Annotated in this window: 24 protein-coding genes and 1 tRNA gene; 7 read left to right on the top strand and 18 right to left on the bottom strand. The window is 63.9% G+C overall.

The features are described from left to right. Window positions 1-47 precede the first annotated feature (47 nt). The 3 genes from ACQP2D_RS24065 to ACQP2D_RS24055 form a co-directional block, all read right to left on the bottom strand. On the bottom strand, window positions 48-338 hold the full coding sequence (locus ACQP2D_RS24065; protein WP_433678170.1) for a hypothetical protein: 291 nt from the start codon (window positions 336-338) through the stop codon (window positions 48-50). A gap of 207 nt (window positions 339-545) precedes the next feature. Beyond that, window positions 546-1,808, bottom strand: a complete 1,263-nt coding sequence (locus ACQP2D_RS24060) for a hypothetical protein (protein ID WP_433678169.1) — start codon at window positions 1,806-1,808, stop codon at window positions 546-548. Between the two features lie 35 nt (window positions 1,809-1,843). Then, window positions 1,844-2,800, bottom strand: coding sequence for a phosphoadenosine phosphosulfate reductase family protein (locus ACQP2D_RS24055; RefSeq protein WP_433678168.1), 957 nt, complete (start codon window positions 2,798-2,800; stop codon window positions 1,844-1,846). Window positions 2,801-3,191: 391 nt separating this feature from the next. Here ACQP2D_RS24055 and ACQP2D_RS24050 point away from each other — a divergent pair, with 391 nt between their 5' ends. Next, window positions 3,192-3,635, top strand: a complete 444-nt coding sequence (locus ACQP2D_RS24050; protein ID WP_433678167.1) for a hypothetical protein — start codon at window positions 3,192-3,194, stop codon at window positions 3,633-3,635. Window positions 3,636-3,958: 323 nt separating this feature from the next. Here ACQP2D_RS24050 and ACQP2D_RS24045 read toward each other — a convergent pair whose 3' ends face one another. The 3 genes from ACQP2D_RS24045 to ACQP2D_RS24035 all read right to left on the bottom strand — a co-directional run bounded on the left by ACQP2D_RS24045 (window position 3,959) and on the right by ACQP2D_RS24035 (window position 6,777). After that, window positions 3,959-4,564 (bottom strand): hypothetical protein, encoded by a 606-nt coding sequence (locus ACQP2D_RS24045; protein WP_433678166.1) that lies wholly within the window; start codon window positions 4,562-4,564, stop codon window positions 3,959-3,961. A 576-nt stretch (window positions 4,565-5,140) separates the two neighbouring features. Beyond that, window positions 5,141-6,286 (bottom strand): tyrosine-type recombinase/integrase, encoded by a 1,146-nt coding sequence (locus tag ACQP2D_RS24040; RefSeq protein ID WP_433678165.1) that lies wholly within the window; start codon window positions 6,284-6,286, stop codon window positions 5,141-5,143. Beyond that, on the bottom strand, window positions 6,286-6,777 hold the full coding sequence (locus tag ACQP2D_RS24035; protein ID WP_433678164.1) for a hypothetical protein: 492 nt from the start codon (window positions 6,775-6,777) through the stop codon (window positions 6,286-6,288). Before ACQP2D_RS24035 ends, ACQP2D_RS24040 begins: the two co-directional genes overlap by 1 nt. Window positions 6,778-6,823: 46 nt before the next feature. On the opposite strand from ACQP2D_RS24035, the gene ACQP2D_RS24030 reads away from it, so the two are divergent. Beyond that, window positions 6,824-7,072 carry a hypothetical protein gene (locus ACQP2D_RS24030; protein WP_433678163.1) on the top strand — a complete coding sequence of 83 codons (249 nt, stop codon included), beginning with the start codon at window positions 6,824-6,826 and terminating at the stop codon, window positions 7,070-7,072. A 66-nt stretch (window positions 7,073-7,138) separates the two neighbouring features. Here the strand turns inward: ACQP2D_RS24030 and ACQP2D_RS24025 are convergent, their stop codons facing one another. The 3 genes from ACQP2D_RS24025 to ACQP2D_RS24015 form a co-directional block, all read right to left on the bottom strand. Continuing rightward, entirely contained in the window at window positions 7,139-7,789 is a 651-nt protein-coding gene (locus ACQP2D_RS24025) for a slipin family protein (RefSeq protein WP_433678162.1), read from the bottom strand. Window positions 7,790-8,098: 309 nt separating this feature from the next. Continuing rightward, complete coding sequence (gene yidC / locus ACQP2D_RS24020) at window positions 8,099-8,983, bottom strand: membrane protein insertase YidC (RefSeq protein ID WP_433678161.1); 885 nt, start codon at window positions 8,981-8,983, stop codon at window positions 8,099-8,101. Window positions 8,984-9,079: 96 nt separating this feature from the next. Beyond that, entirely contained in the window at window positions 9,080-9,379 is a 300-nt protein-coding gene (locus ACQP2D_RS24015; protein WP_433678160.1) for a DUF6412 domain-containing protein, read from the bottom strand. A 95-nt stretch (window positions 9,380-9,474) separates the two neighbouring features. Here ACQP2D_RS24015 and ACQP2D_RS24010 point away from each other — a divergent pair, with 95 nt between their 5' ends. Beyond that, window positions 9,475-9,927 carry a hypothetical protein gene (locus ACQP2D_RS24010; RefSeq protein ID WP_433678159.1) on the top strand — a complete coding sequence of 151 codons (453 nt, stop codon included), beginning with the start codon at window positions 9,475-9,477 and terminating at the stop codon, window positions 9,925-9,927. A gap of 3 nt (window positions 9,928-9,930) precedes the next feature. Here the strand turns inward: ACQP2D_RS24010 and ACQP2D_RS24005 are convergent, their stop codons facing one another. From ACQP2D_RS24005 to ACQP2D_RS23990, 4 genes are all read right to left on the bottom strand, one after another. Then, window positions 9,931-10,812: a sterol desaturase family protein gene (locus ACQP2D_RS24005; protein ID WP_433678158.1), complete on the bottom strand. Its 882-nt coding sequence runs from the start codon at window positions 10,810-10,812 to the stop codon at window positions 9,931-9,933. 51 nt (window positions 10,813-10,863) lie between these two features. Next, complete coding sequence (locus tag ACQP2D_RS24000; protein ID WP_433678157.1) at window positions 10,864-11,682, bottom strand: helix-turn-helix domain-containing protein; 819 nt, start codon at window positions 11,680-11,682, stop codon at window positions 10,864-10,866. A gap of 192 nt (window positions 11,683-11,874) precedes the next feature. Then, the gene (locus ACQP2D_RS23995; RefSeq protein ID WP_433678156.1) at window positions 11,875-13,044 is read right to left on the bottom strand and encodes a PucR family transcriptional regulator; all 1,170 of its coding nucleotides are present in this window, start codon (window positions 13,042-13,044) and stop codon (window positions 11,875-11,877) included. Window positions 13,045-13,068: 24 nt separating this feature from the next. Continuing rightward, window positions 13,069-14,865, bottom strand: a complete 1,797-nt coding sequence (locus ACQP2D_RS23990; protein ID WP_433685748.1) for an AMP-dependent synthetase/ligase — start codon at window positions 14,863-14,865, stop codon at window positions 13,069-13,071. A gap of 590 nt (window positions 14,866-15,455) precedes the next feature. Between ACQP2D_RS23990 and glnA the strand changes: the two genes are divergently transcribed. Then, window positions 15,456-16,889, top strand: coding sequence for a type I glutamate--ammonia ligase (gene glnA / locus ACQP2D_RS23985; RefSeq protein WP_433685747.1), 1,434 nt, complete (start codon window positions 15,456-15,458; stop codon window positions 16,887-16,889). A 20-nt stretch (window positions 16,890-16,909) separates the two neighbouring features. Here the strand turns inward: glnA and ACQP2D_RS23980 are convergent, their stop codons facing one another. Then, on the bottom strand, window positions 16,910-17,320 hold the full coding sequence (locus ACQP2D_RS23980; protein WP_433678155.1) for a tyrosine-type recombinase/integrase: 411 nt from the start codon (window positions 17,318-17,320) through the stop codon (window positions 16,910-16,912). 306 nt (window positions 17,321-17,626) lie between these two features. Between ACQP2D_RS23980 and ACQP2D_RS23975 the strand changes: the two genes are divergently transcribed. Together ACQP2D_RS23975 and ACQP2D_RS23970 are read left to right on the top strand one after the other, a co-directional pair. Further along, window positions 17,627-18,637, top strand: a complete 1,011-nt coding sequence (locus tag ACQP2D_RS23975) for a hypothetical protein (RefSeq protein ID WP_433678154.1) — start codon at window positions 17,627-17,629, stop codon at window positions 18,635-18,637. A gap of 102 nt (window positions 18,638-18,739) precedes the next feature. Next, window positions 18,740-18,807 (top strand) — tRNA-Arg (locus tag ACQP2D_RS23970). A 132-nt stretch (window positions 18,808-18,939) separates the two neighbouring features. On the opposite strand, the gene ACQP2D_RS23965 is transcribed toward ACQP2D_RS23970, so the two are convergent. The 4 genes from ACQP2D_RS23965 to ACQP2D_RS23950 all read right to left on the bottom strand — a co-directional run bounded on the left by ACQP2D_RS23965 (window position 18,940) and on the right by ACQP2D_RS23950 (window position 22,926). Then, entirely contained in the window at window positions 18,940-19,347 is a 408-nt protein-coding gene (locus tag ACQP2D_RS23965) for a hypothetical protein (protein ID WP_433678153.1), read from the bottom strand. Continuing rightward, the gene (locus ACQP2D_RS23960; protein ID WP_433678152.1) at window positions 19,344-19,769 is read right to left on the bottom strand and encodes a hypothetical protein; all 426 of its coding nucleotides are present in this window, start codon (window positions 19,767-19,769) and stop codon (window positions 19,344-19,346) included. The genes ACQP2D_RS23965 and ACQP2D_RS23960 overlap by 4 nt, the downstream gene beginning before the upstream one ends. A 568-nt stretch (window positions 19,770-20,337) precedes the next feature. Continuing rightward, entirely contained in the window at window positions 20,338-21,687 is a 1,350-nt protein-coding gene (locus ACQP2D_RS23955; protein ID WP_433678151.1) for a serine hydrolase domain-containing protein, read from the bottom strand. Window positions 21,688-22,149: 462 nt separating this feature from the next. Beyond that, window positions 22,150-22,926, bottom strand: coding sequence for a helix-turn-helix domain-containing protein (locus ACQP2D_RS23950; protein ID WP_433678150.1), 777 nt, complete (start codon window positions 22,924-22,926; stop codon window positions 22,150-22,152). A gap of 45 nt (window positions 22,927-22,971) precedes the next feature. On the opposite strand from ACQP2D_RS23950, the gene ACQP2D_RS23945 reads away from it, so the two are divergent. After that, complete coding sequence (locus ACQP2D_RS23945) at window positions 22,972-23,865, top strand: alpha/beta fold hydrolase (RefSeq protein ID WP_433678149.1); 894 nt, start codon at window positions 22,972-22,974, stop codon at window positions 23,863-23,865. The last annotated feature ends 5 nt before the right edge of the window (window positions 23,866-23,870 follow it).

Below are 23,870 nucleotides of genomic sequence, written 5' to 3'. Positions count from 1 at the left end.
GCATGTAATTGACGTGTGTTGGCACACCGGCTTTCGTGCGCGGTGGATCAGGTCAGCGGGCTGCTGGGGAGGTTTCGGGCAGGATGTAGTCGTGTGTCCCGGTCGCGATCAGGTCGTCGCGGGTGAAAGCCTCGACCGCGGGCCCGATCCAATGGGCGGTCAATGTGGACTTCGACGGTGTCGTCGAGTTGGTGCAGATCGATGACCAGTCGGCCGGTGCTGGTGGCGCGGATGTTGATCAGGCCGCCACCACAGCAGTGACTGATCTCGACGATCCGCTCGTCGGGGCCTTGCCAGCGGCTGGCGACGCAGTCGATGATCACTTTCGGTCGAGCCACGATCGGAAACCGCCTGTGGGGCAAAGAGTGCGGGGTAGCGGGTCAAAAGCGCGGATCCCCACGCGGGGACAAGGTTTCGGTAGCCGAGATCGGCCGCCCGCCACCGTGAGTTGACCCCGATGGACCATCGGAGACCAGCGCAAGCCTGTGTTTATCGCCGCCGATGCTCGCAAACGACACCACGGGCCGGACACGCCCCCCGCAGAGTCAGGCAGCAAGCAGAGACGCTGACGGGATGAATGTCTCGGCGGTGTGCTCGAGTGCCAGCAGCGTGGGATCGGCGTGGCCACGCCACCGGATCTCGAAGTTCCCGCGCGCCTTATCGGCAACAGAATCCGGTGCCGCGACATAGAACTCCTCCAACCGCGGATAGGCCTCGGTCGCAGTGGTCAGCCACAGGCGCGTGTGCTCACCGTCGGTACGTAGCGGCAGCCGCAGATGCTCGGCCAGCCCGGCGACGAACGCCTCGGTTCCGGCGCGATCGCTACAGTGCACGATCTGGATGGACCGCCACGCGCGGGCCGCAGCGGTGTAGCAGCGCCGGACCCGATACACCGCCCACCCACACGTATCCAGTGCGGTATCAGCGAGAGCGTGGACCTCGTGCGCGCCGTCGGCGCGGAGCCGGTCTCGCAGCGACTTGCCGGGCCCGAACAGGCCGGAGCGGTGGTTCAACGCGAGGGTGACGAATTCGTCGACCAGGTGTTTGTACGCCTCCCCGGGACTGGCCTGGTAGCGGGCGAGCTGGTCGGGCCAGCTCGGCATCGAGACGAAACAGCATTGGCGGCAACACGATTTCGGCCACCACACGCCGAACAACCCGAATAAATACCCGTGGCAGCGTGCGCGCGACCAGCCGGCGGCAGCGAGCGGATAGATCGGGTGACGCCGCCCACCCATTGTGACCGAGGTGTCGCGGGCGATTCGCCGGGTCTCATCGACGTTGAACCCGACCGCGTGAATGTAGGGTTGGTGCCCCAAATGTGTTGCGCGCCAAGCATCAAGCGGTTGCCCCTTAGCCTTGGCTGAACATGTGCGCTGTCCACTCAACGTCGGCATGACGCCGTTGCGACGATGCTCGGCACTGAGCGGGTAGAAGTCGTGCTCGTCGGGGTCGGGATGCAGCCGCAGCGGTGTGCAGGTGTCCTGCAAGACCACGATCCCGTCCGCGGTACTCGGACCCGCTCGCGCGACCTCGACCAGCCGCACCCGCCGCTGAGCCAGCAAAGGTAAGACATGCTCGGCGACCAGATCGCATGTGCCGGACCACTCATCGCCGGTCTGGGCGACCATCACGATCAGATTCGACAGATCCTCCCGCAACTGGGGTGGCCGGAACCCCGGATCCAACAACGTCCGCACAATCGCCGCGGTGCTCTCCACCCCGAGCCCGTAGGACCAGCAGACCGGCACCGCGCCGTCATCGAAAAGCGAAGGCAGAGTGAACAATCCATCGACATCGTCCAACATCTGGTGTCACTCCTTTTCGTCAGATCGGATCTGGGTCAGGGGTGCCAGTCGGCGACCGCGGGTGTCGTCGTGTTGGCCGTGGCTTCAGCGACGACCTCGGCCATGGATACATCCAGACGGAATCGGTGGCCGATCTTCTGCTCGACCGTGGCGTACTGAGCCGCCAATTCCGGCTGCAGTTGCGCCGCACGCACGAGCCCGCTGCGCGAGGAAAAGATGCAGAACACACACGAAGCCCTGGGAAAACCGGCGGAGTAGGCAGGATGTGGGCGCGTGCCCGCGACGGCGATACGTGACCAGACGGTTTCGAGGTTCCAAGAATGGATCGGTAGCCAGGAATCAACGATGCGTCGGCTGTTGGAGAAGCTGGTCTTAGGTGGTTGTCCCACTGCCCGTTTGGCACTGCACGCCGAGCACAGGCACGTTGTGCCAGGCTCATGAATGAACGGGGCCTGCTGTCGGCGCTCGCGGGATTCCTGAGCGCGGTGGCCCATGATGTTGAGGACACGGATCGGGCGGTCGGTGACTCCCGCCGCCCGTGATTCGGCGACGAGGATGGTGATCACCCGTCGGATCGGTCCACGCTTGAAATCCGAAGTACACCAACGCCGTCCCCGGTCAGGCCATTTCCCGCGTTCGGCGACACGATCGAGCAGATCACAGCCACTACGAGCCACGATCTCATGACGCAGCCCATAATGCTCGGCATGCTCACGCGCCAATGCTGCGGTGCCCGGCCAGTCGGCGCGTCCCATGTCGGCATGGACAGTGGTGACGCGGTGAAGGATTCGTGCCTCGTAGAACAGATGGGCCAGGACATCGAGGCTGGCCTGGCTGTCCTTGCCGCCACTGATACTGATGACGTACTGGTCGTAGCTGAGCAGGTCCGGTCCGGGCGCGAGCGCGAAATCCACCTGTTCGCGCGGGAGCAGCAGTTGCTGAGCGTGGGAGAGACGTTCGCCTCGCCGGGGCAGTTGGTCGGCGGAGGTCACGGGACCGGCTCGTCGGGGCGATGGTGGGGTTGGTGGGTGTTTGGCCAGTCGGGATAGAACAGATCGGACACAGAGCGCACCGGAAAACTCCTTTGCAGCAATCGGATTGACAGCCCAGGTGAAAGCGCGTTGGCCGATACATGGGGGCAGGACACTGCATGGGTACAGAACCCGAAGTGCCGCGAGTACGTCGCGCGTAGGATCGAGGGTGGGAGAATTTGTAGGCGGGCCCGAAGATTTCAGGAGGCCGGCCATGTCGTCGCGTCGCACGCAGCGGTCCCCACGGATGGATCGTTCCCCGGAAGTCGTTGAACGACTGGCACGCTCTCGTCTCCGTATTCAGGAACGTCGAGCGCTGGCACGTCAGCGAGAGCGATCCATCCAGCAGGCTGTGAAGCGGTATCTCAGCGACTGGCAGGCGATCACCGCGTGCGAAGCCAAGCGCGACAGCGAGATCGAGGCATTGCGGCAGCAGATCAGCGAGGTCGAATCACGCACCGCGCGCGAGATCTCACGCCACCGCGCCGACCAGGCCGAGGCCGCTGCGGTGATCCGTGATCACGGTCAAACCGACGACGACGTCGCTGAACTGCTCGAGATCAGCACCAAACAAGCCCGCCAGCTCATCACCACCGCACGCGCACACCGCGGTACGCCCTCGCTGGGCGCATCACCGACATCTACCGCCACACCGACCGAGCACCCCGAGCGTCCTCGCCACGTTCCTGCCGATCCCAGTCGGCAGCAGCGGCCACAACAGGTCAGCGACCCAGCCGCAACCGTCGAGGGCCGTACGCCAGTACAGCCCGCGCAGACAGGCGAAGACCAAACCTGAATGATGCGCGAAGGCGAAGGGGAGATCGCTGCGGTTGTTCGGCGGAGCGGCGTAGGTCAGATCGGTCGGCCACGGGTAGGTTCCCTGCGTGTCGGCGACAGCTTCGACAAGGGCTTTGGGACAGCAGGCCGCCGCGCACTGCTGGAGCGCCCTCGCCGCCCGGGACTGGACGCACTACCTCGCAGCTCACGATCGCCCACCTGCGCAGTAGGGACCCGCCGATGCAGGCGATGATCATCCGCCACTCAGGCTACCGAGCGGGCAATGACATTGGGTGTGCACTGCCATGCAGAGGCGTTTGAACAGGTCACATCGAGGGCGGTTCAGATGTTTGCGTAGCCACCGGCGTGCCACACAATCGAGCGGAAGTGCTGCGGTGTGAACGCGTGCTTGGCAGGAATGCCCGGTGTCGGAGAGAACGGCCAGAACACCAAACCGCAGCGATGGCAGTAGAACGCGGCCTGCCAAACAGCGTGAGCGGTGCGGCGCCCGCGCGAGATGCGCGCGTTGCAGTGGCCGCGGAACACCGCGATACCGAGCACGAACAAGCCTGGTGACGCGATCCCGCCAACAAACAGGGCTGCTCCAGCCAATTCGCCCACATTCGTCGCTTCATGCGACGCAGCAAGGGAGGCAATCCCAATCAGGACCACCAACATGGCGGGCAGCGACAGTAGCAGGCCGAGCACGGTCACCCGCGCTACCGGCCGCTGAGCAGGCTCGCGGGCGAGACTGCGAGCCAACGCGGTGGTGTGAGTTCGCTCGACGGTCGCGGTGCCGAGGACTGGTACCAGCCCGGTGGAGGCCACTCCGACGCCGGAGTAGAAGTCCGTCCCGGAACTGGTCGATATCCCGTCGACGTGGACGGCTGGCACGCTTTGGGCGAAGTCGAGTTGTTGGCAGTGCGGACACGTGAGATCGATGTCCATACGCGGTTTCCCCTCCCGAGCCGTAGCGGTGGAGCGGCAAGTCCGTGGTCCTGGTAGCTGCGATGAAGACTCTTTCGGGTATCCAACACCGTCAACGATCCGGTGTCGAGAGGCGGGAGCGAGCTGATCCATACCTTCGTCCTTTCGGGGTGGGATTACCTCCGACACGCGTCGGGCCGCGCCTATCGGTAGAGGTGATGGGTACGCCAGTGTCGACAACGAAATGCAATGGATTGAAATGGAATTCGCAAAGTTGAAAGCCGTCATCAGCCCGCACGGCCGCCGCGAATTGACGGCCGATGTCGACGCTAGGTGTATGCGCCGCGCGGAGCAGCGATCTCAGGACCTTGAACCTGGCATCAGGAGACAGTGGTTGTCCGGTCGCGGAACCGTTCGGGAGCGTGGCGAGCAAGCTCGTTGCGGCGCACCGATCTGTACAGAAGCTAGGAATTCATTTGAAGGGACGAGAGTGTCAACGTCGCGCCAATGCTGACCCATTCCGACCGGGGCTGTGCTGCAACGGGATCCGCGCACACGCCGCGACGATGCGGTCGGCAAGATCGGGGGTTGGTGTGGTCATGAGACAACTCCCGGAGCTAGTGCCAGCGGTGCGGCATGGGGTTGGGGTCTGGGGTCGCGGTCGGTGACCCCGGCGAGTGTCTTTTCCGGTTCTTGCCAGAACAGATCCCCGGATTCCGCGAGTGGGTGCGGCTCGCCGGTGAGCAGGACGAGCGCGCGGGCGACCTCCTCGATGCTGGCGGTGGTGTAGATGTCGTTGGCGCTGCTGAATCGATCGGAGTGCCCGCCATAGGCTTTCGCGACCGCTTTACCGAAGTTGCGTTCGACGAAACGCAGGGTGGTGTGGCGGAACCAGTGCGCGGTGATTCCTTGCACCCGCACGGCGGGAACGTGTTCTCCGATCCGCCGGAACATGCGGTCGTATCGGTTTGCGTTGATGGGTGTGGTGTTTCGGTTGCGGAGTAGCTGCGCACTGGGCGCCGCGCCGCGCTCGGCACCATGGTGGAGCAGTTCGTTCATCAAGGTTGGCGACACCGGTTGCCACCGCGTGGTGCCCCGCTTTTCGCGCAGGCGGATCAGGCATTGGGTGGGATCGAGGTCTTCGGGCCGCAAGGACAATGCTCCCTTGACTCGGCACGCGGTTTCGATGTGCAGGCGGATGATCAGGCTGTCGAGGTCGGGGTCGTTGCCGGTCGTGTCGGCGGCGTCGATGATCCAGCGCAGCAATTGATCCGGCAACGCCCGCCGTGAGGAGGGCACCGCCGCGGATTTGTTCAAGCGGGTGGTGGGGTCGTCGTCGCGATGGATGTAGCCGTCATCGACGGCACGGCGATACAGGAACCGCAGCACGGTGATCGCATGGTCCACGACCCCGCGCCCGCCTCTGTCGTTGCTGCGGACCTGCCGGTTCGTGCGGAAGTGCTCGATCATCGTCTTCAGTTCGGTGACCGTCGGCTCATCGAGCCGCCGTTGTGACCAGCCGTAAGCGAGGATCTTGTCCCAGTACGACTGGTATGTCCGCAGGGAACTGCTGCCCGGGGGCATCGAGGCCGCCACCACGGGGATGTACTCGCCGAAAGTCGGCACGCGTCGGGCGACACTCGGTGCCGCCAGCAGATCCTCGGGAGTCAGGTTCAGCTGCGCCAACAGCACTCGTGCCGCTTCGACGGTCCCTGCGCGGGTATCGATGACATGGTCTGTCATCACGGGCGCACCCCCAGGACCGCGTCGATTCGGGGCAGGATGGCTTCGTCGACGGCCAGGAGCGGAAAGACCGCCAGGACTCCCGTGATGTGACCGGCGGTCAGCAGCACCCAGTCCCCGCGCTCGATGCGGGCGGCGTAGCGGGTTTGCGCCGGGATGTGCAGGTATCCCTTGGCCAAGATGACCGAGGTGTCGCTGCGCGAGATCGGCGCGTCGGGTTCCGGGCGGGTGACCAGGATCAAACCACCTCGGACCTCCCACTTCAGCCGGTCGCCGCCAGCCCAACCCAGCCTCGGCAGGACCGAAAGACCGTAGACAGCCGAGACGGAGTCGATGCGGCGAACCGTGTAGCACGCCTGGGAGTTTCGGTGCGGACGCAGGCGCGGCAGCGGCAGACCTGTTTTGGCAGGTATGGGTGTGCTCGACGCGCTGGGCACCGGGCCGGTGCGAGGATGATCGTGGCTGTCGAGCTCAGGCAGTGTTTCACTCACAGCGACCACCCCGCTAACCTGTGAAATCGCAGGTCGGCGTGCTGGGGTGCGCAGCGGGTGTCGGTGCGGTGATCTAGCCCGTCAGTGGGGGCGAATTCGCGCCAAGAGTGGGACCGACTGGGTCAAGAACATCACGGCCGCAGGCGGTTTCGAGCTCGAGACCAAGCGCACGGTCGTGCTGCTCATCGATCCGGTGGTGCAGAACGATCCCTCGGCGCGGTGGGCGCCACCGGTTGTCCGGCAGGCGCTGAAGGCGATGTCGGCCAGCTACTACTTGCAGGCTCGTCAGGCGTAGCAGCCCCGGCCGAAGCATCGAAACCCCCTGTCCCAGTGGGCAGGGGGTTTCGGCATCGATAGCGCCTCAGGCGCGCTCGCGCGGATCCAGCACAACCTGCGCGCCCGGCGTGGCCGCGACCTGCAGGGTGCGCAGCCGCAGCAGCGCCGGGTGCTCCTCCAACAGACGTGCGGTATTGGCGAGCGAGCGCAGCGCGGCCGCCTCCGCACGGGCCCGTTCGAGGTCGGCGCGGCCGCGTTCCTTGGCGAGTACGGTTTCCAGTGCTGCCCTGCGCAATTCACCCGGCAACATCAGGTCACGGGCAGTGACCCCGTCCACGCGCACACCGAGTCCGGTCACCGCCGTGGTGATTTCGACGAGATCGCCGACGAGCAGCCCGCGGTCGGCGACGAGGTCGTCGAGGGTGTGGCCCGCGACGGCCCGGCGTGCGGCATCCTGCACCGCGGCATAGAGCACCTGCTCCGGGTACTGTGCGCCGGTGGTGAATTGCTCCGGATCGGTGACCTGCCAGTTCACCGCGTAGCTGACCCGCAGCGCGAGTCCGTCGCGGGTGAGCAGTTCCTGGCCGCTGACGGTCAGCAGCCGGGGGCGCATGTCCACCACGATCAGCGTGCAGCGCTTGTCGTCGTAGCGGTGGCGTCCCGGCTCGAGTACTCGCTCGAGTGTGCCGTCGCGGTACAGCAGCGTCTGCTGCCATGCCATGACCGTCGTGTACATATTCTTTTCACTCCTCCCGCAGCGTGTGTCGTTGTCTGCCTTGTTATTTCGAATGCCACCCGATTCCGGTCACGGGGCCGCGGCGGGGGCGTCCCGCGGCCGTGGCCGCCGAGCCCGCAGAGCCGCTTGCCGTATCCGACCGGAACCGGGTGGCATCGCAGAGGAATCGAACCCCATCCAGGCTTTGTGCCCTTCGCCAGGTGCGAGACCGAGCCCGACACGGGGAACGCGAGCCGGAGATTCCGGTGCGCCCCTTGACTCGATCTTCGACAACCATAGGCTTCGCGACCGGGGCGCGCGAACGATTTATTACCGCCGCTGCCGCTGGGGTTTCACACCGGGTTTCGGGGCCGCGGCAATGCGGCGCGCGTCGACCTGTGTTGCCTCGGTGACTGTTTCGGCATCGAGGCGCCGGTAGACGACATGCTGTTGCGCCAGCGTCCATGCATTGTTGGTGACGAAGTACAGCAGGATCGCCACCGGCAGCATCGAGCCGCCGACAATGGCGGCGGCGGGGAACACCCACAGGCTGAGGGTGCGCATGAAAGGAACCGCCGTGGTCCCGGTCTGGCGTCCCATTGCCGCGCGTGCGGTGAAATGCGTTGCGACCGCGGCGATCAGCATCAGTGGTAGCGCCACGATCGCCACGGTCGAGAGCAATTCGCCCGCACCGGCGAGCGTTGCCGACAGCGGCGCGCCGAACAGATCGGCGTGCAGAAACGACTGCACATCGGTGGGGCCGAAGAGATAGTTCGCGGTGGCGGCGTTCTGTTCGGCCGTCATGGTCGCGGTGCGGCCGACCGGTAGGTAGTCGAAAGTGCCGGTGCGGTCGAATGAGCGCAGCACATGGAACAGTCCGATGAAGACGAATATCTGGGCGACCACCGGAATCAGGCTGGTGAAGGGATTGACGCCGTTGTCGGTGAAAAGCTGTTGGATTTCGGTGTTCTTGCGACGTGGATCGTCTTTGTATTTCTGCTGAATGGCTTTGACGCGCGGCTGCAGGCGCTGCATGATCGCCTGGCTGCGTGCCTGTCTCAGGAACGGCAGGAATAGCGCGGCGCGCAGCGTGATGACCAGGAATATCACCGCCAGCACCCAGGCGATGCCACTGGCGGGGCCGAGGACGGCGGCAAAGGCGGTATGCCACACCCAGAGAATGGCGGACACCGGATAGTAGATGAAGTCGAGCATGGGAGCACCTGACTGTGCGAACGTGCGCACGTCGATGGGAATGGTCGGCCGAATCGCCTGAAGACCAGGCGATACGCAGCGACCGGCGAGCAGTCGCTACGCGGCGGCCGATCCGGGTGCTCGGGGGCGCGGCCGTCCCGCGGTGTCGGGATTGCTCTGGCGTAGGAAGGAACCCCGGCGGCGGCGCTGCGCCGAAGGCGGCGGACCCGAATGGGCCAGCGCCAACCGCAGACGCTGCGGGCTCCGCAATGCGACCAGTGTCAGGGCCAGCGATGCGGCGATGACGCCGAAGACGGCCAGTGCCGCCGGTTCATTCGCCGAAGTCGCGGTGAGGGCGAATGCGGGGACGACGAGTGCGAGCACCGCAAACGCCATCAGGTGTACCCGCGAGAACATGCCAAGAGCCTACCGGCCGTCGACCCATCCCGGCGATATAGTGACCGGGCGCTCACCGAATTGATGATGTCCTCATCTATCGAAGGAGCAGTGCCGTGAATTCGTACGACTCTTTCTCCGATGATCCGGCGAGTTCCGAATATGCCGATTACGACCCGCGCCACTACGGTTTCGCGGGATCACCGGAGATCATGCCTCCATCGGTTCGCCTGGCCCGAGCCCTGTCGTGGTTCTTTGCCGGACTCGGTGGGGCACTGATCGCCGTCTCGATCATCACCGGGAATCCGGATCTCGGGGGTGCGATCGCCTTCGGTTATCTGTCCGCCTGGCTGCTCGGCGGTGTCGCCTGCGCCTTCGGCATGGAAGGCCGGACCGTACAGGTGGTCGGTGTTGCGCTCGCGGCCGTATCCGGATTCCTGTGCCTCGGCCTCATGGCCGTCGGCCCGCTGGCGGGTTTGACGGGCCTGTGCCTGTCGTTCGCCATCATCGTGCTGCTGTGCAAGCGCGAATCCACGACCTGGTTCCTGCGGCATCGAGCGGCCACGTAGTGGCTACATTTCGCAGCCGCCGTCGGCGGTGAACGGGTAGACGAGTTGGTCGACGTAGGCGGTCGGGTAATCGGGTTTCGCGGCCATGCCGAGGTCGTCGGTGCCGAAGCGCCGCGCCGGGTCATAAGAGTAGGTGCGCAAGAGGTGATCCCAGATCAGCGTGAACAGGCCGAAATTGACATCGCCGATACCGGCGAACTTCAGGTGATGGAAGCGATGGCCCTCGTTCAGCGCCAGCAGGTATTTGGCCGGGCCGACGCGGTAGTCGGCATTGGAGTGCTGCAGCAGCAGTTGAATCGCCACCGAAAGGGCAAGGGCGGCAGCCACATTGGACGGTAGCCCGATCAGGATGAGTGGTGCGACACCGGCGGCCATCTCCACGGTCTGGTGCAGTGGATGTTTCATCAGGCCATTGAGGCCGTAGAAGCGTTTGACGCTGTGGTGCACGGCGTGGAAGCGCCACAGGAATCCGATCTTGTGACTGGCCACATGCGCCAGGGTGATGCCGAGGTCCGCGACCAGGATGGCGATCAGGACCTGGCACAGGAATGGCCACGATGTCGGCCAGATGCCGGGCGCGGGCACAATGGCCGCGAGCAACGGGATCGCGGCGACGCTGAACAGGATGAGCATTTCATTGACGAAGGCGTGGATGCGATCGCGCAGGGTGTCGTTCAGGTTGTCATTCCACTCGACCCGGTACGGGATCACCCGCTCCACCAGAAATGATGCGATGATCGCGACCGCGAGCACCAACAACAGCCAAAACTTCGGCGCACCAATCGAACTCAGTGCGATGCCGATGCCGTTGAGACCGATCAGCAGGAAGGGCACGTACCCGTAGCGCGCCAGACGCTGTACAGGTGTGCGGATAACGGTGGTCATGGGCCAAGCCTGGTCGGCGACGCCCGCGATCACTTGAACGATTCGGTCGAACTAGGGTGCGTCGCCGAGATCCCACTGGACGCGGCGGCTCAGGGCCGACGGGGGCAGACCGAAGGTGCGGCGGCAGGTGCGGGTCAGATGGGAGCTGTCGGCGAATCCGGCGGCGTGGGCGGCGGCGGTGAGGTCGTCGCCGGAGCGGACGCGGGAGATCGCCACATGTAGTCGGAGCCAGAGTATGTACGGGCGCAATGGAATTCCCACCTGCTCGGTGAACAGGTGGGTGAGCCTGGTGGCGGAGATGCCGACCCGACGCGCGACCTCCGCGCCGCGGATCGGTCCGTCGCCGATCAGCGACGGCAGTAGCTCGAGCACCTCGGTGACCGCCTCGTGGCGGCCCTGCTCGATATTGTGCGAATCATCGCGCTCGAGATCGTCGACGACCTCGGCGACCAGTTCTGCCAGGGTTTCCCGCTCCGGATCGATCGGCAGCGAATGTGCGCTATCGGCCCAACCGTAGTTGTGGGCCCTGCGGTCGGCCGCCGCACCCGCGACGGATTCGGGGTCGAGATAGATCGCGGTGCCGCGTTCGGCGCCGGAGGCAATGCGATGCGGTGCGTCGGCGGGCACGATGACATGGGTGCCGTGATGCCGATTGCCGCTGGCGTCCACTACGACCACCGGCGTACACGAGGCGACCACCTGTACGGCGTGGTGGGCGTGCAGTGCGGTGGGGCCGATGCTGCCGCCGAAGGCCAGCACGCCAGCGCGCAGCAGTGCGGTACCTTCCCAACGCAAATCACCGGGAGTCCCGGAGGCATAGTGCACGGATCGGGCAGAGGTGGTTGCCCCGTTGGTAACCAGAGCCTTCATCATCGGATGCTCCCGGGTGACTGCGAATCCCGAATCGGATCCTCACGGAGACTATCCCGGTCACACGGCAGCTGTCAGGGTAACGGCGACGCGATCGAGGAACTCGGTGACCAAGGGGCGGGCGGTGGGGCGGCGGGCGCGGCCGCCTCGCGATGGATCCGCTGCGACGAGCCGGGCAGCCGCGGCAAGGGGTCAGGGGGCGAAGTCGGCCGACTCGAGACGACGGGCCAGCCGAGCCGCCGACAGGGTCATGGCATCGGCGGGGCGGTGCGGGTCCAGGCCGGTGAGTTCGTGTACGCGGGACAGCCGGTAGGTCACGGTGTTGCGATGCACGCTGAGTTGTCGCGCCGTCGCCAACTGGTTGAATCCGCTGTCGACGAACACCTCCAGGGTCTCCGCGAGCATCGGCTGGGTGTCCAGGGGTGCGAGCACCGAGGCCAGCCCCGGGCGCGCCGCATCGCTCACCGCGACCGCGTACTCGAACTGCAAATTCGTTCGGCGGCACAGGATTTCGCGACGCTCCAGGCAGCGGCCCAATTCGGCGAGCACCCGCGCCTCGGCGAAGATCGCCGGAATCTCCGCCCTGCTCGCCGCCGCGCCGACACCGACCCAGTACGGCGGCGACCGATCGGGCTGATGAGCGGGCAGTCGCGAAGTGAGGCCGCCGAGTGCGGCGGTGCCGTCGTCGCCCGATTGCAGTGGGATCAGTGCGGTCCAGCCGCCCGCGTCCAGCCGCAGGAAGACCCCGGGAATCGCCTCCACCCGGTGCCGCAGCGCCGACGCGTGCCCGCCACGGGTGCCGCACAGACGGAAGACCGCGACGAGAAAGGCATCGGCGACCGGGATCACGGGATCATTGGCCCACTCCACCGGGTCGCGCCCGGTGAGCAGGGCGTCGGCAATGCCGCGGCGCCGTTCCAGCAGTTCCCAGCGCGGATCGTGCGAGCGCTGGGTGGCCGCGGTGGCGATACGCGTGGTCACCAGCGTGATGTACTTCAGCAGCACCAGTGCGGCATCGAGCATCACGTCCAGCTCGGCGGCGGTGGCCGATTCGCGCAGCCGCTCCCAGATGAAGGCCGCGCCGAGCCGATAGCGTTCCAGTACTTCCGACAGGGGTGTGCCATCACGGAACCGGTCCATGGCCAACTCGACGAGCTCCCTGGTGTCCTCCTCCGAGGGTTCGGTGCCCCGGCGCAGGTACTCGAAGAACAGATCGACATTGAGCTTGGTGCCGCGGGCGAAATCGGTCTCCACCAGTGACTGCGGTAGCCGCGGATACGGCGGCATGGTCGCGTAGAACCCGTCGACCAGCGCTGCGGCTCTACGGTGCAGATCATCGAAGGCTCGAGTCCGCGTTGGCATCATATGAACTTCTCCGTCCCGGACTTACGAGTACAAGCTCTCGATCGTATCCGTGTAGCGGGTGGCGATCGGGGTGCGTTTGAGTTTGCCGGTCGCCGTCAGGATATCGCTGCCCGGCTCCCACACCTCGGGTAGCACGATGTAGTTCTTGATCTGCTCCACCCGGGAGAGTTTGCCATTGGCGGCGGCCACACCTTGCTCGATTGCCGCCAAGACCTTTGGATTCCTCGCCAATTCGGCGACGGTGGTCGCGGTGAGCCGGTGGCGCTGCGCGAAGGCCCGGGACAGATCGGGATCGAGGCAGATCAGGGCCGTGTTGTACGGGCGCTGTTCGCCGATCACCACGACGGTGCCCGCGAGCGGGCAGTTCTCGGTGATGGTGTTCTCGATATTGGCCGGGGACATATTCTTTCCGGCCGCGTTGATAATGAGTTCCTTCTTGCGGTCGACGATCGAGAGGTAGCCGTCGGCATCGATCGAGCCGATATCGCCGGTATGTAACCAGCCGTCCGCATCGATGGTCTGCGCGGTCTGCTCCGGATCGTTGCGGTAACCGCGCATGACCATCTTGCCGCGGATCAGCACCTCGCCGTCGTCGCCGAGCTTCACCTCGGCACCGGGCAGTGGGGTGCCGACCGTGCCGATCTTGACGCGGTCCGGACCGTTGAGTGTCGCGCCCGCGGTGCATTCGGTCATGCCGTACCCCTCACATAGCGGCAGCCCGAGCCCGAGGAAGAACTCGTGCACATCGGGCGGGATGGCGACCGAACCGGTGACCGCCGCGCGGATCTGATCCAGGCCCAGCCGGGTGCGAATCGCTGCCAGCACGAGGCGATCGGCCATGGCGAACCGGAGTTTCTGCGTGAGGCCGAGTGCGCGGCCATCCGAGGCGGCCCTGGCACGGGCGCGCCCGGTGCGTAGTGCCCAGTGCACGAGGGCGCGCTTGACCGGACTCGGTTCGGCGGCGAAGCGTTCCTCGAGCGAGCCCTTCACCTTCACCCAGATCCTGGGGACGCCGAGGAAGACGGTCGGATGCACCTCGGCCAGCGCCTGAGCGACCTGCTTCAGCTCGGCGACGGTGGTGATCTCACCGCCTTCCAGCATCGTGAGATAGTGCGCGAACCAGCGGTTGGCGGCGTGCGCGTCCGGCAGATACGAGATGACCCGGTCGTGGCCGGTGCCACCGCCGAATATCTCGATGACACGGGCGTTTTCGATGAAGTTGGTGTGGGTGAGTTCGACGCCCTTCGGCGGGCCGGTGGTGCCGGAGGTGTAGACAATGGTCAGCAGATCCTCGGGTTTCACACTGCGCCAAGTGGTTTCGAAGTCGAAGTCCTCCGCTTCGGCCGCCTCGACGGCGGACAGCGCGATCGTGCCCGCCGGTGCCTCGTCGACACAGATCACCTGCTCGACGTGATGTCCTTGGGCCGCAGCCTTTTTCACGGCTTCGAGGATCTGCGGTGTGAATTGGCGCTCGCAGATGACGACCCTGTTGCCGGCATTGCCGAACTGGTATGCGAGCAAGTCGACGGGATTGGTGTTGTACAGCGAGAACGGGGTGCCGCCCGCATGCAGGACGGCGGTATCGCAGAGGTGGAATTCGGGACGGTTGGTCATCATCAACGCCACCGTGTCCCCGCGCCGCACACCGAGCGCGGCCAGCCCGGAGGCGATGGCGCGCACCCGCTCGGCGTACTCACGCCAGGTGATCGTCACCGCGTCGTCGATGGTCCGCAGCGCGACGTCATCCGGATACTTCGCGGCATTCGCCTGGAAAGCGGCACACAGCGTGTCCGGACGGGCGTGGCCCGCCGGATCTATCGATGAAACCAAGACCCAACCTTCTGCTCGATGGTGTCGAGGCCGTACCGTCACGCGACTGACCTCAGCGTCATCAATCAGCACAACGCATGGACGAGCCGAGCCGCTAGCGGCAAACGCGCAGACTGTCGCACTCCGCTTTGTGCACCTGACCAAATCCGTCTGACCGGCGGGACCACCATCAGGTGGCATTTGATGGGGCTCTCGGGCGTGCCGCCAAAGGCTGATCTCGATCGCCTGTCAGTCGCAGGCCTATGCCGTCGCCGGGGTGCCGAGGGGAAGTGTGGCATTGGGGGACAGTCAAATTCGCGCACGGTATTCGGACCGTTGACGTTCTCGGCGAGATGGTCGGCCGATACGGCGGTGACCTGGGCCGTGCCGGGCTGCGGACACGCCGGATCGGTCCGTTTCTCGCCGGGATTCGGGTCCGCCGCCGATGCCGAAGTCGTATCGTGGACTCGGCGAGCAGGACCTGCCGAGACCCATGAACGGGTCCGGTTGTGATGGGACGGTCGCCTCGCCATCCGCGGATAGAAAAAAACCTGTGCCGCGAGAGCGAGGAGCGAGCCGTGCTGGAAGAGCGAGCAGCCTTGACTGCAACCACCGAGGGAGTGCTGGAATACATCTGCGCCGAAGAGGTCGAATACGTCGATATTCGATTCTGCGACGTTCCCGGTGTACAACAACATTTTTCGATTCCGGCCGTAGCGTTCGGCGCGGATCTGGTCGATAACGGGATCGCCTTCGACGGTTCGTCGGTGCGCGGCTTCCAGTCGATCCACGAATCGGATATGTTGCTGCTGCCGGACCTGCGCACCGCGCAATTGGATCCGTTCCGTGCCGCGAAGACGTTGAATCTGAACTGCTTCGTCCACGATCCGCATACCCTCGAGGCCTATAGCCGCGACCCACGCAATATCGCACGCAAGGCCGAAGAGTATCTGAAGAGTACCGGCATCGCCGATACCGCCTATTTCGGCCCGGAAGCGGAGTTCTACATCTTCGACGCCGTGCGCTACGAGACAAAGATGAACAGCGCCTTCTACGAGGTGGATTCTGCCTCCGCCGACTGGAACACCGGTGCCAAATACAACCCGGACGGCTCGATCAACCGCGGCTACAAGGTGCGCGCCAAGGGCGGCTATTTCCCGGTGGCCCCCTACGACGCAGACGTCGATGTGCGCGACCGGATGTGCACCAACCTGCAGAACGCGGGCTTCGAATTGGAGAAGGGCCACCACGAGGTCGGTACCGCGGGCCAAGCCGAGATCAACTACAAATTCAATACCCTGCTGGCCGCTGCCGATGATCTGCAGCTCTACAAGTACATCATCAAGAACACCGCGTGGGCCGAGGGCAAGACCGTCACCTTCATGCCCAAACCGCTGTTCGGCGATAACGGTTCCGGCATGCACGTGCACCAGTCCCTGTGGCTGAACGGAACACCGCTGTTCTACGACGAATCGGGTTATGCGGGTCTGTCCGATCTGGCCCGGCACTATATCGGCGGTCTGCTACGCCACGCGTCGTCATTGCTCGCCTTCACCAACCCGACCGTGAACTCCTACAAGCGTCTGGTTCCCGGCTTCGAGGCCCCGGTGAATCTCGTCTACAGCCAGCGCAATCGTTCGGCGGCCGTCCGCATCCCGGTCACCGGCGCCAACCCGAAGGCCAAGCGCCTCGAATTCCGCTGCCCCGATTCTTCCGGGAATCCCTACCTGTCCTTCGCCGCCATGATGATGGCCGGTCTGGACGGCATTCGCCGCAAGATCGAACCCGCCGCACCGATCGATAAGGATCTTTACGAACTCACCCCCGAGGAGTCCGCCGAGGTCACCCAAACCCCGCCCAGCCTCGACAGCGTCATCGACCGCCTGGAAGCCGATAACGACTACCTCACCGAAGGTGATGTCTTCACCGACGACCTCATCGAAACCTGGATCCGGCTCAAGCGCGACAACGAGATCGCCGAAATCAACGTCCGTCCGCATCCCTACGAATTCGAACTCTATTTCGATGTATAGCTCTGCTCTGACCTGCGGATTTACTGCTTATTCCGGCGTTCTGTACGCAGTGGGTACGCAGCAAACGGTTGCGAGTTCACCCGCTCGGCGATCACATTGGCGATCACTTGTCGGGTGGATTCGTCCGTATCCGGCCACAGGTGCCCGTAGGTGTCGAGGGTGGTCTTCGCGTTGGCGTGCCGCATGCGCGCTTGGACGACCTTGATGTTCGCGCCGCCCGCGATGAGCAGCGACGCGAGGTAGTGGCGCAGGTCTTGAAACGTGAATTCCTCTGGCAGGCCGACGATTTGAGGCCGGGCCTCGCGTAGTGCGCGCTCGATTTGCCATGGCGGGACGGGTTTGCCGAAGTCGTCGGTGACGACCCGTTCGCCTGGCCAGCGCTGCACGGCGGCGGCCAGCATCAGCGCCAGAGCGAGAGCCAGGGTGGTCAAGTCAGTGGATGTAGTGGTGAGTTGAGATGTGGTGTGGTGGACCATAAAAGTGGGGTTTGGTGGGTTACGTCATGCGCGGATGTTACGTCTAGAGCGTCGGCAGTCCAGCGGAGCGCGTAGGCGGCGGTTTCAAGCGCGCGAGTTCGAGACGTGGCCGAGAGTTGTGTAGCGCGGCGTCGGTGCGGGGACAGAGGACCAGGTGACCACAACAGGAGGACCAACTGCGGTTGAGGTTGATGCATAGACATCAAGTGGTAGCTGCGAGAGTTGAAGAAATTTCGGCTGGCCGAGACAAAATAATTCGATATGATCTTCCTCATGCCGAAGCGGTCTAATCTGTTTCAAGAAGTCATGGCAATCGTCCATGAGCTCATCAACGGCGACGAGGCGAAAGTAACCGAGTCGAAGTACTTACCAGACGGTTTTACCGGCCAAACCCGCGAGGTCGATATCTGCATCGAGCGCGAGAATCCCGGTTCGGATCCCTTCATAATCGGAATTGAGTGCAGGGACCATCCGGGGCGGAAGCAGACTATCGAATGGGTTGAACAGATGTTCGGCAAACATCATCTGCTAACGCATAAACTGATTCTAATTTCCAGCTCCGGATTTACTCGCCCCGCGCTCGCAAAGGCCGAGGCCCTGAAGATTCACACCATCACACCAAGTGTCAATGAAGGGCTGCGCGATGCTCTCGTCGGCCATTTGAAAGCGTTGTGGGCGAAGATGTTTCAGCACGTGCCGGAAGCCCTGAAACTTATACTTGAGCACCCCGACGGCAGTGTGCATGAATTCCAGACCGGCATCGGCGGTCGGGTAGCACCCGATATCTTCAACGCGGATGGGGAATTAATGGGAACCGGAGGCGATTTCATCAGGTTTATAATCGATAGCGTTCCTCCGGGCGATGCCGTGTATCGTGACACCGAAAGCGGAAAGAGACACTTTTGGATAGTGGCCGATCTGCATTTACTTGCAAATACAACTGGCGAACTAATAAAGTTTTACGTTCGCGAATCTGAAAGCAAAGAACTCTTTCGTATTATCGGTGCCGAAGTGTCGGGAACCCTCCATGTCCAGTCCGAGGAAATGACGCTATCGCATTCACGATTTGGTGAAGTCGCCTACTCTTACGGATCTGCGTCAGTAGGTGGAAATAGGATTGTAGCCGTTTCCACGCAGGTTCCAAATGCCGAGCCTAGAACAACCATCCGGGTGGCCTGGGGTGAGTCCGAACCGATGGTAGCGGCGAGCCCGAGGGGCGCTCAGGCAATGGACAATGAGGGCACCAAGAAGAGTGGAGAAGCTACACAGTGAGTACGCAGCACCACCATGCTCGGCACATTCGAGCCAACGTCACCAACGGCGAAAGCCCAGATGAGGTTAGTGTTGCCAACTGCACCACTAGCCATCAACCTGGGCAAATCGGGCATTGCCCGCTCTCCTAAAGCGGGTGTCGCAAGGTTCGAATCCTGCCGGGGGCACCAGGTCAGAGCGTATTTTTGAACACCTCGGGCTATAACCAGGGTTCGACCGCCGCCGGAGCCGGGCCAATTGCGGTGGGGCTGCGAGCGCGTCGCAGCAGCCTTGGTTCCGGCGGCCCAATCCAGTCGCAGCGATCAAACGACGGGGCCTCCGACGACCTCGGCTTTGTATCGCGCTCGGACGATGACGTTGCTGTCGTCGCTCACGAATCGCACATCTGTATTACCGTCGGCGTTAAACGAGAGCATCATGACATACCGGTCGCCGCAGATACCCAGGTTGCCGCCTAAGCCGAGGATTTCGCCAACCACGGACAGTTCGGACGAATCCCGCGCAAGTACTAGCCTCACTGTCTTGCCGACGGGTTGGGTCTGTCCGGCCGTCAGCCGTACGGGAGTCGGTGAGTTGAACAGTGTTTTAGCGTCGACGAGTCCGCGGTCTCTTTTGAACGCTTTTGCGAAGAGGGTTCCCGAGATCTCGGCGTCCCCCCCGTTGGCGAAATCGCAGATCAGGTCGGTCAGCGTCACCTCGAAAGTGATCATGCGGTTTCTTCTTTCGTGAGTTGGAACGTTGCGTGGGCGGACTGGCCGTTGTCACCGAAGCGCAGAGTGATTATTTTCGGCGACTCGGTGGTGGGGAGCTCTGAGGCTGCGACGGTGATGGACCGCGGCGCCCCCAAGAGGTCCTGCCCGAACACGATGTTCCGTGGAGCGATTTGTCCGATAACGACGGGCGTTTTGAGCAGATCACCCACGGCTAGCCGGATGGGGCGCTGGTCGCTGAAGGGACCGCCGTGGCCGAAGGCTATCCCCCCATGGAGGGTGGTGAATTCCGTCGTCGTCTCCCGGAACTGGCCCGGTGCGTCCCGGACTGTGTACGCTGCGGTCAGTGCGCCTTTGATGTCCACGAAGCCGGTTGGGCTCGCGTCAACCTCGATTCCGAGAAATCTCATGATAAATGTCATGCAGTACAACGTAGTCCGGGGTTGGCGCGCCACATGAGTATCGGAGTGCTGAATTTGTTACGGAATAGCCACGACTACCTTAGCCTCGGTGGCGTGTCCCCGCGTGGGCGGGGGTGTCGCGTACTGGCCGGGCCCATTTCATGTTCGGCGGGTGGTAAGGATCATCCGGGCACTCAATTATCTGTATGACCGTTTCGTTCGGGTGTATTCGAGAGCTTCAACAGAAACAGTGGGAATTGGAGAGGGAAAAGCGACTGTTCAACTTGGAGTGGGAGCGGAACCGGGCAGAGAAACAGGGCACATGAGCAGGAGCGTGTATCCCCACTCTCTGCAATGAGGGTGGCGGTTGATCCATAGGCATCGAACCGCCGCGCGGGCACGGGAACTAGGTACGCAGCATCCTCGCTACGATCCATCTTCCGTCCAACATCGCCAACACTTAATCCGCTGGTCAGAGGGCTTCTCCAACCACGCCAACACGCACAAACAACCAGGTAGTAGTCCGAACTCTATTTCGATGTGTAGGCCTGACCCAAGGAAGGCGATATCCCTTTCTTCGGCAGGTGATTCAGCGGATGCCGGGCGTGCGCGGGTCCGGACCGAGGCAGACTTGAATGACGCAGCCCGGCGCGGTATCCGCGAACGGCGGTGCCAACGGGTAGTTCAGGCAGCTGAAGACATTGCAGCCCGGATAGGCCGCGGGCCCGACGCCGAAGACCGCGATCAGCAGATTCGGATCCACGTACCGGCTCGGATCCTCGCGCATCGGCGGTTCGACATACGGACCAGGATCGGGCACCGGATGGTCTTGGAATGCCGCGAACAATCGGCGGAAGAATTCGTGCGGCAACTCCGTGGTGTCCTCCAGGGCCCCCTCAATGCCCTCGTTGCTGACACTTCCGAAGACTCCGGTCCACACCACCGTCAAACCCAGACTCGGCACGATGAAGACGTTCTGCATGCCGAGTCCGACCATGACATACACGTCGGCGGGCTGGAAGTCGTGGGACCCTCCGCATCCGAGGCCGATCCAGAGCAGGTAGCCGAAGCACTTGTTCGCCGGTGACGGCTGGCGTGCCATGCGCAGATACGTCTCGGAGACGACTTGCTGTGTGCCCCAGCGTCCGTTATTGCTCACCAGCAGGCCGAGCTTGGCGAAATCGTTCGGGGGGATCATCAGATGGGCGTATCCGTAGGTGTGCCCGGCGCGATCGCGCGCCCAATAATAATCGCCGCGTTCGATGCCGAGCGGACCGAAAAGCTCACGCTGCGCGAACTGCTGCAACGGCTCGCCGACGGCCAACTCGATGACATAGGCGAGCAGATCGACATCGCGCTCGCTGTAGCTGAATGCCGCGCCCGGCGGATTGTTCAACGGCACTCCGAGCGCCTGCACGGCACTATTCGGATCGAGTGGAATCACCCCGGTGATGCCCTCGGTCAGTAGACCCGCCGCCAGGCCGGACGATTCGGTCAGCAGATTCTCCACGGTGATCGACCGATGCTGCGCATCACCGAGTCCGGGCGGCAGATACCGATCGATCGGCGCTGCTATATCGAGTTTCCCCTGATCCCAGGCGATTCCGGCGAGCAGGGAGACAACGCTCTTCGTCGCACTCCAGATATTCCACGCGACATTGCCGGTCTCGTCGTTCGTCGGACCCTCACCGATCAGGCAGTTGTGCCGGAACACCTGCACATTCAACCGATTACGTCCACTGGCGAACGTCAAGGCGTTCGCGAGCAGTCCCGAATCCAGTCCAACCTGTTCCGGCGCCGCCCGTTCCGGGTCCCGCCCGGACGACACCTCACACGACAGCTGCTCGGCGGGAGCGGCCTGCGCACCCCCGGCGAAAACGCTCCCAGCGACCATCGATACCGCCGCAGTTCCGGCTAGGAATCTGTAGATGCGACCCATAGCCCGAGGCTATCGCCCCCGGCGGCCGTCAGAGCGGACAACAGGCTGAATACGGTTTCCCTTTAAGAAGTGAAAACGCGAGCATCGGCTACCGCCCCTGGACTGATACATGAATGCCCCTCAGTACTAACGCATCGACGCGCCAGGCAGACACGATGCAACCGGGTCAGAGGTATGAAGGATGGGGAGAAATAATCGTGTCGAACTGTGGGTATGGCGGAACCTGATAAAGGCGGGGGCACGTCGGAACCGGGTGCGAAGAAGGCGGCGGCAGAGCCTGACTCGAACCAGAGCGGGAAGCGACGCTGGTTCTTGGCCTCAGCATCCTCGCTTCGATCCATCTTCCGTCCAGCGTCGCCAACACTTGATCCGCTGGTCAGAGTATTTCGCCAACGTCTACAGCGCTCGCAAACGTGCAGTTAGTGGTCCGAACTCGATTTCGATGTGTAGGCCGGTACCGGATCAGTCGATATGCAGTTCGCCTTCGATGGTGGTGAAGGCGGTGGGGGTGAGGCCGAACATCGCGCGGAAGGTGTCGCTGAAATGTGAAGGGGAGGCGAAGCCCGCGTCGACGGCGGCTCGGGTGAGGTCGTGGCCTGCGGCGTAGGCCTTGGCAACGCGCAGCATGCGCGCCCATTGCACGTAGCGGCGGAAGCTGGTGCCGGTCTGTTCGGCAAAGGTGCGCAGGAAGTAAGAGGTGGATAGTCCTGCGGCACTTGCCTTTTCGGCGGCGCGCTGCTGTTGGGTCGGATCGGCGCGGATGGCCTCGGCGACGGCGGCGATGCGGGGATCGCGGATGGTGGGGACCGGGATGCTGGCCAGGTCGAGCAGCCGGTCGATATCCGGCGCGGGATCGGCGCACAGTTCGATCAACTCGGCCTCGTACCGGTGGTCGGCGCTGTATCCGTTGACGGTGCGCCGCATGCCGCCGAGGCAGCGGGCCATGCTGGTCGAGGTCGGGTCGAAGAAGCAGAACAGCTTGGGGACGTCGGTATCGAGGACGTGGTGGGTGACCCGGGCGCGGAACAGGAAGCTGCGGGCGGTGATATCCGGTGCATCGGCGACCCGGACGCGGAACGGGCCGTCCAGTCCCACCCCGAGACTGGCGATCGCGGTGGAGTGTGCGCCAAGGGCCATCCCGGGCCCGATGTAGATCGCGTGCCCGAGCCGTAGCCACAGCCGCGCCGGGTTGACCGCTGTGTCGAGAGCGCACGTTTCTGGAAGTGCCGACCGCGTCATGTCCGCGACGATACCCAAAGACGCAGGACAGACGGGAGATCAAGGATGAAGCTGGACAGGGAAGCGGAGTCGACTTTCGAGTTGCGCGAGGTGAGGGTCGACGGTGCGCGGCTGCGTTATGTCGATGTCGGTCAGGGTGATCCGCTGGTGCTGCTGCACGGCTGGCCGGAGAGCCACGCCGCGTGGCGGCACCAGATCGGGCCGCTCGCCCTATCGCGCCGAGTCATCGCGCCGGACTGGCTCGGGTGGGGTGCCTCCGACCGGGATGAGGCGTTGAGTTGTGACTACGACAGCGAGGTCGAGCGGATCGGGCGGATGCTCGATGCCCTCGGCCTGGAGCGCGTCGACCTGGCCTGTCACGACTACGGCGGCTTTCTCGGATTGGGCTTTGTGCAGCGTTTTCCGGAACGGGTGCGCCGCTTCGCGATTCTGAATTCGAGAGCCCATGGCGTCTTCACACTGCCGTACTACATTTTGTTCGGACTACTGACAGTGCTGCCACGCAGTGCACTGCTGCGGCCGCTGCTCACCGCGCGACCGATCCGCCGGGTACATCGCGTCGGTCTCGCACCCTACGTGCGCAACGGGTCCTTCGACACCGTCCACCTCGACCGATACCTCGCCTTCCTGGAGACTACGGCGGGCCGCCGGTGGTATGCCCACTTCTGGTCCGGCTACCGCGTCCGGATCCGGCCGGAATTGGCGGCCGGACTCGAGGCCATCGACTGTCCGACGACCGTGATCTGGGGCGGCCGCGATCCGGCCATCCCCATGCGCACCGCCGAGGAACTCGCCGATCGCATCCCGTACGCCACGCTCGTCCGCATCGACGGCAGCCATTTCGTCATGGAAGAATGCCCCGACGAGGTCACCGTGGCACTGCGGGCCTGGCTCCTCCGCCCGGCCGCTCAGCACCAGCAAGTGGCGGGTGCTACCTGATCTTG

Source organism: Nocardia sp. CA-119907, from assembly GCF_050955995.1.
Classification (GTDB): domain Bacteria; phylum Actinomycetota; class Actinomycetes; order Mycobacteriales; family Mycobacteriaceae; genus Nocardia.
The sequence above is the reverse complement of the archived record's forward strand: the minus strand, read 5'-3'. Positions and strand labels throughout refer to the sequence as shown.

Bases quoted from the DNA above. Each gene is read 5' to 3' on its own strand.
- ACQP2D_RS24060 (WP_433678169.1), bottom strand. From the start codon at position 1,808: ATGTTGGACGATGTCGATGGATTGTTCACTCTGCCTTCGCTTTTCGAT.
- ACQP2D_RS23965 (WP_433678153.1), bottom strand. From the start codon at position 19,347: ATGATCACTTTCGAGGTGACGCTGACCGACCTGATCTGCGATTTCGCC.
- ACQP2D_RS24045 (WP_433678166.1), bottom strand. From the start codon at position 4,564: ATGGACATCGATCTCACGTGTCCGCACTGCCAACAACTCGACTTCGCC.
- ACQP2D_RS24000 (WP_433678157.1), bottom strand. From the start codon at position 11,682: ATGAAGGCTCTGGTTACCAACGGGGCAACCACCTCTGCCCGATCCGTG.
- ACQP2D_RS23960 (WP_433678152.1), bottom strand. From the start codon at position 19,769: ATGACATTTATCATGAGATTTCTCGGAATCGAGGTTGACGCGAGCCCA.
- ACQP2D_RS23945 (WP_433678149.1), top strand. From the start codon at position 22,972: ATGAAGCTGGACAGGGAAGCGGAGTCGACTTTCGAGTTGCGCGAGGTG.
- ACQP2D_RS24015 (WP_433678160.1), bottom strand. From the start codon at position 9,379: ATGTTCTCGCGGGTACACCTGATGGCGTTTGCGGTGCTCGCACTCGTC.
- ACQP2D_RS24040 (WP_433678165.1), bottom strand. From the start codon at position 6,286: ATGACAGACCATGTCATCGATACCCGCGCAGGGACCGTCGAAGCGGCA.
- ACQP2D_RS23955 (WP_433678151.1), bottom strand. From the start codon at position 21,687: ATGGGTCGCATCTACAGATTCCTAGCCGGAACTGCGGCGGTATCGATG.
- ACQP2D_RS24005 (WP_433678158.1), bottom strand. From the start codon at position 10,812: ATGACCACCGTTATCCGCACACCTGTACAGCGTCTGGCGCGCTACGGG.
- ACQP2D_RS23975 (WP_433678154.1), top strand. From the start codon at position 17,627: ATGATCTTCCTCATGCCGAAGCGGTCTAATCTGTTTCAAGAAGTCATG.
- ACQP2D_RS23950 (WP_433678150.1), bottom strand. From the start codon at position 22,926: ATGACGCGGTCGGCACTTCCAGAAACGTGCGCTCTCGACACAGCGGTC.
- ACQP2D_RS24025 (WP_433678162.1), bottom strand. From the start codon at position 7,789: ATGTACACGACGGTCATGGCATGGCAGCAGACGCTGCTGTACCGCGAC.
- yidC (WP_433678161.1), bottom strand. From the start codon at position 8,983: ATGCTCGACTTCATCTACTATCCGGTGTCCGCCATTCTCTGGGTGTGG.
- ACQP2D_RS23995 (WP_433678156.1), bottom strand. From the start codon at position 13,044: ATGCCAACGCGGACTCGAGCCTTCGATGATCTGCACCGTAGAGCCGCA.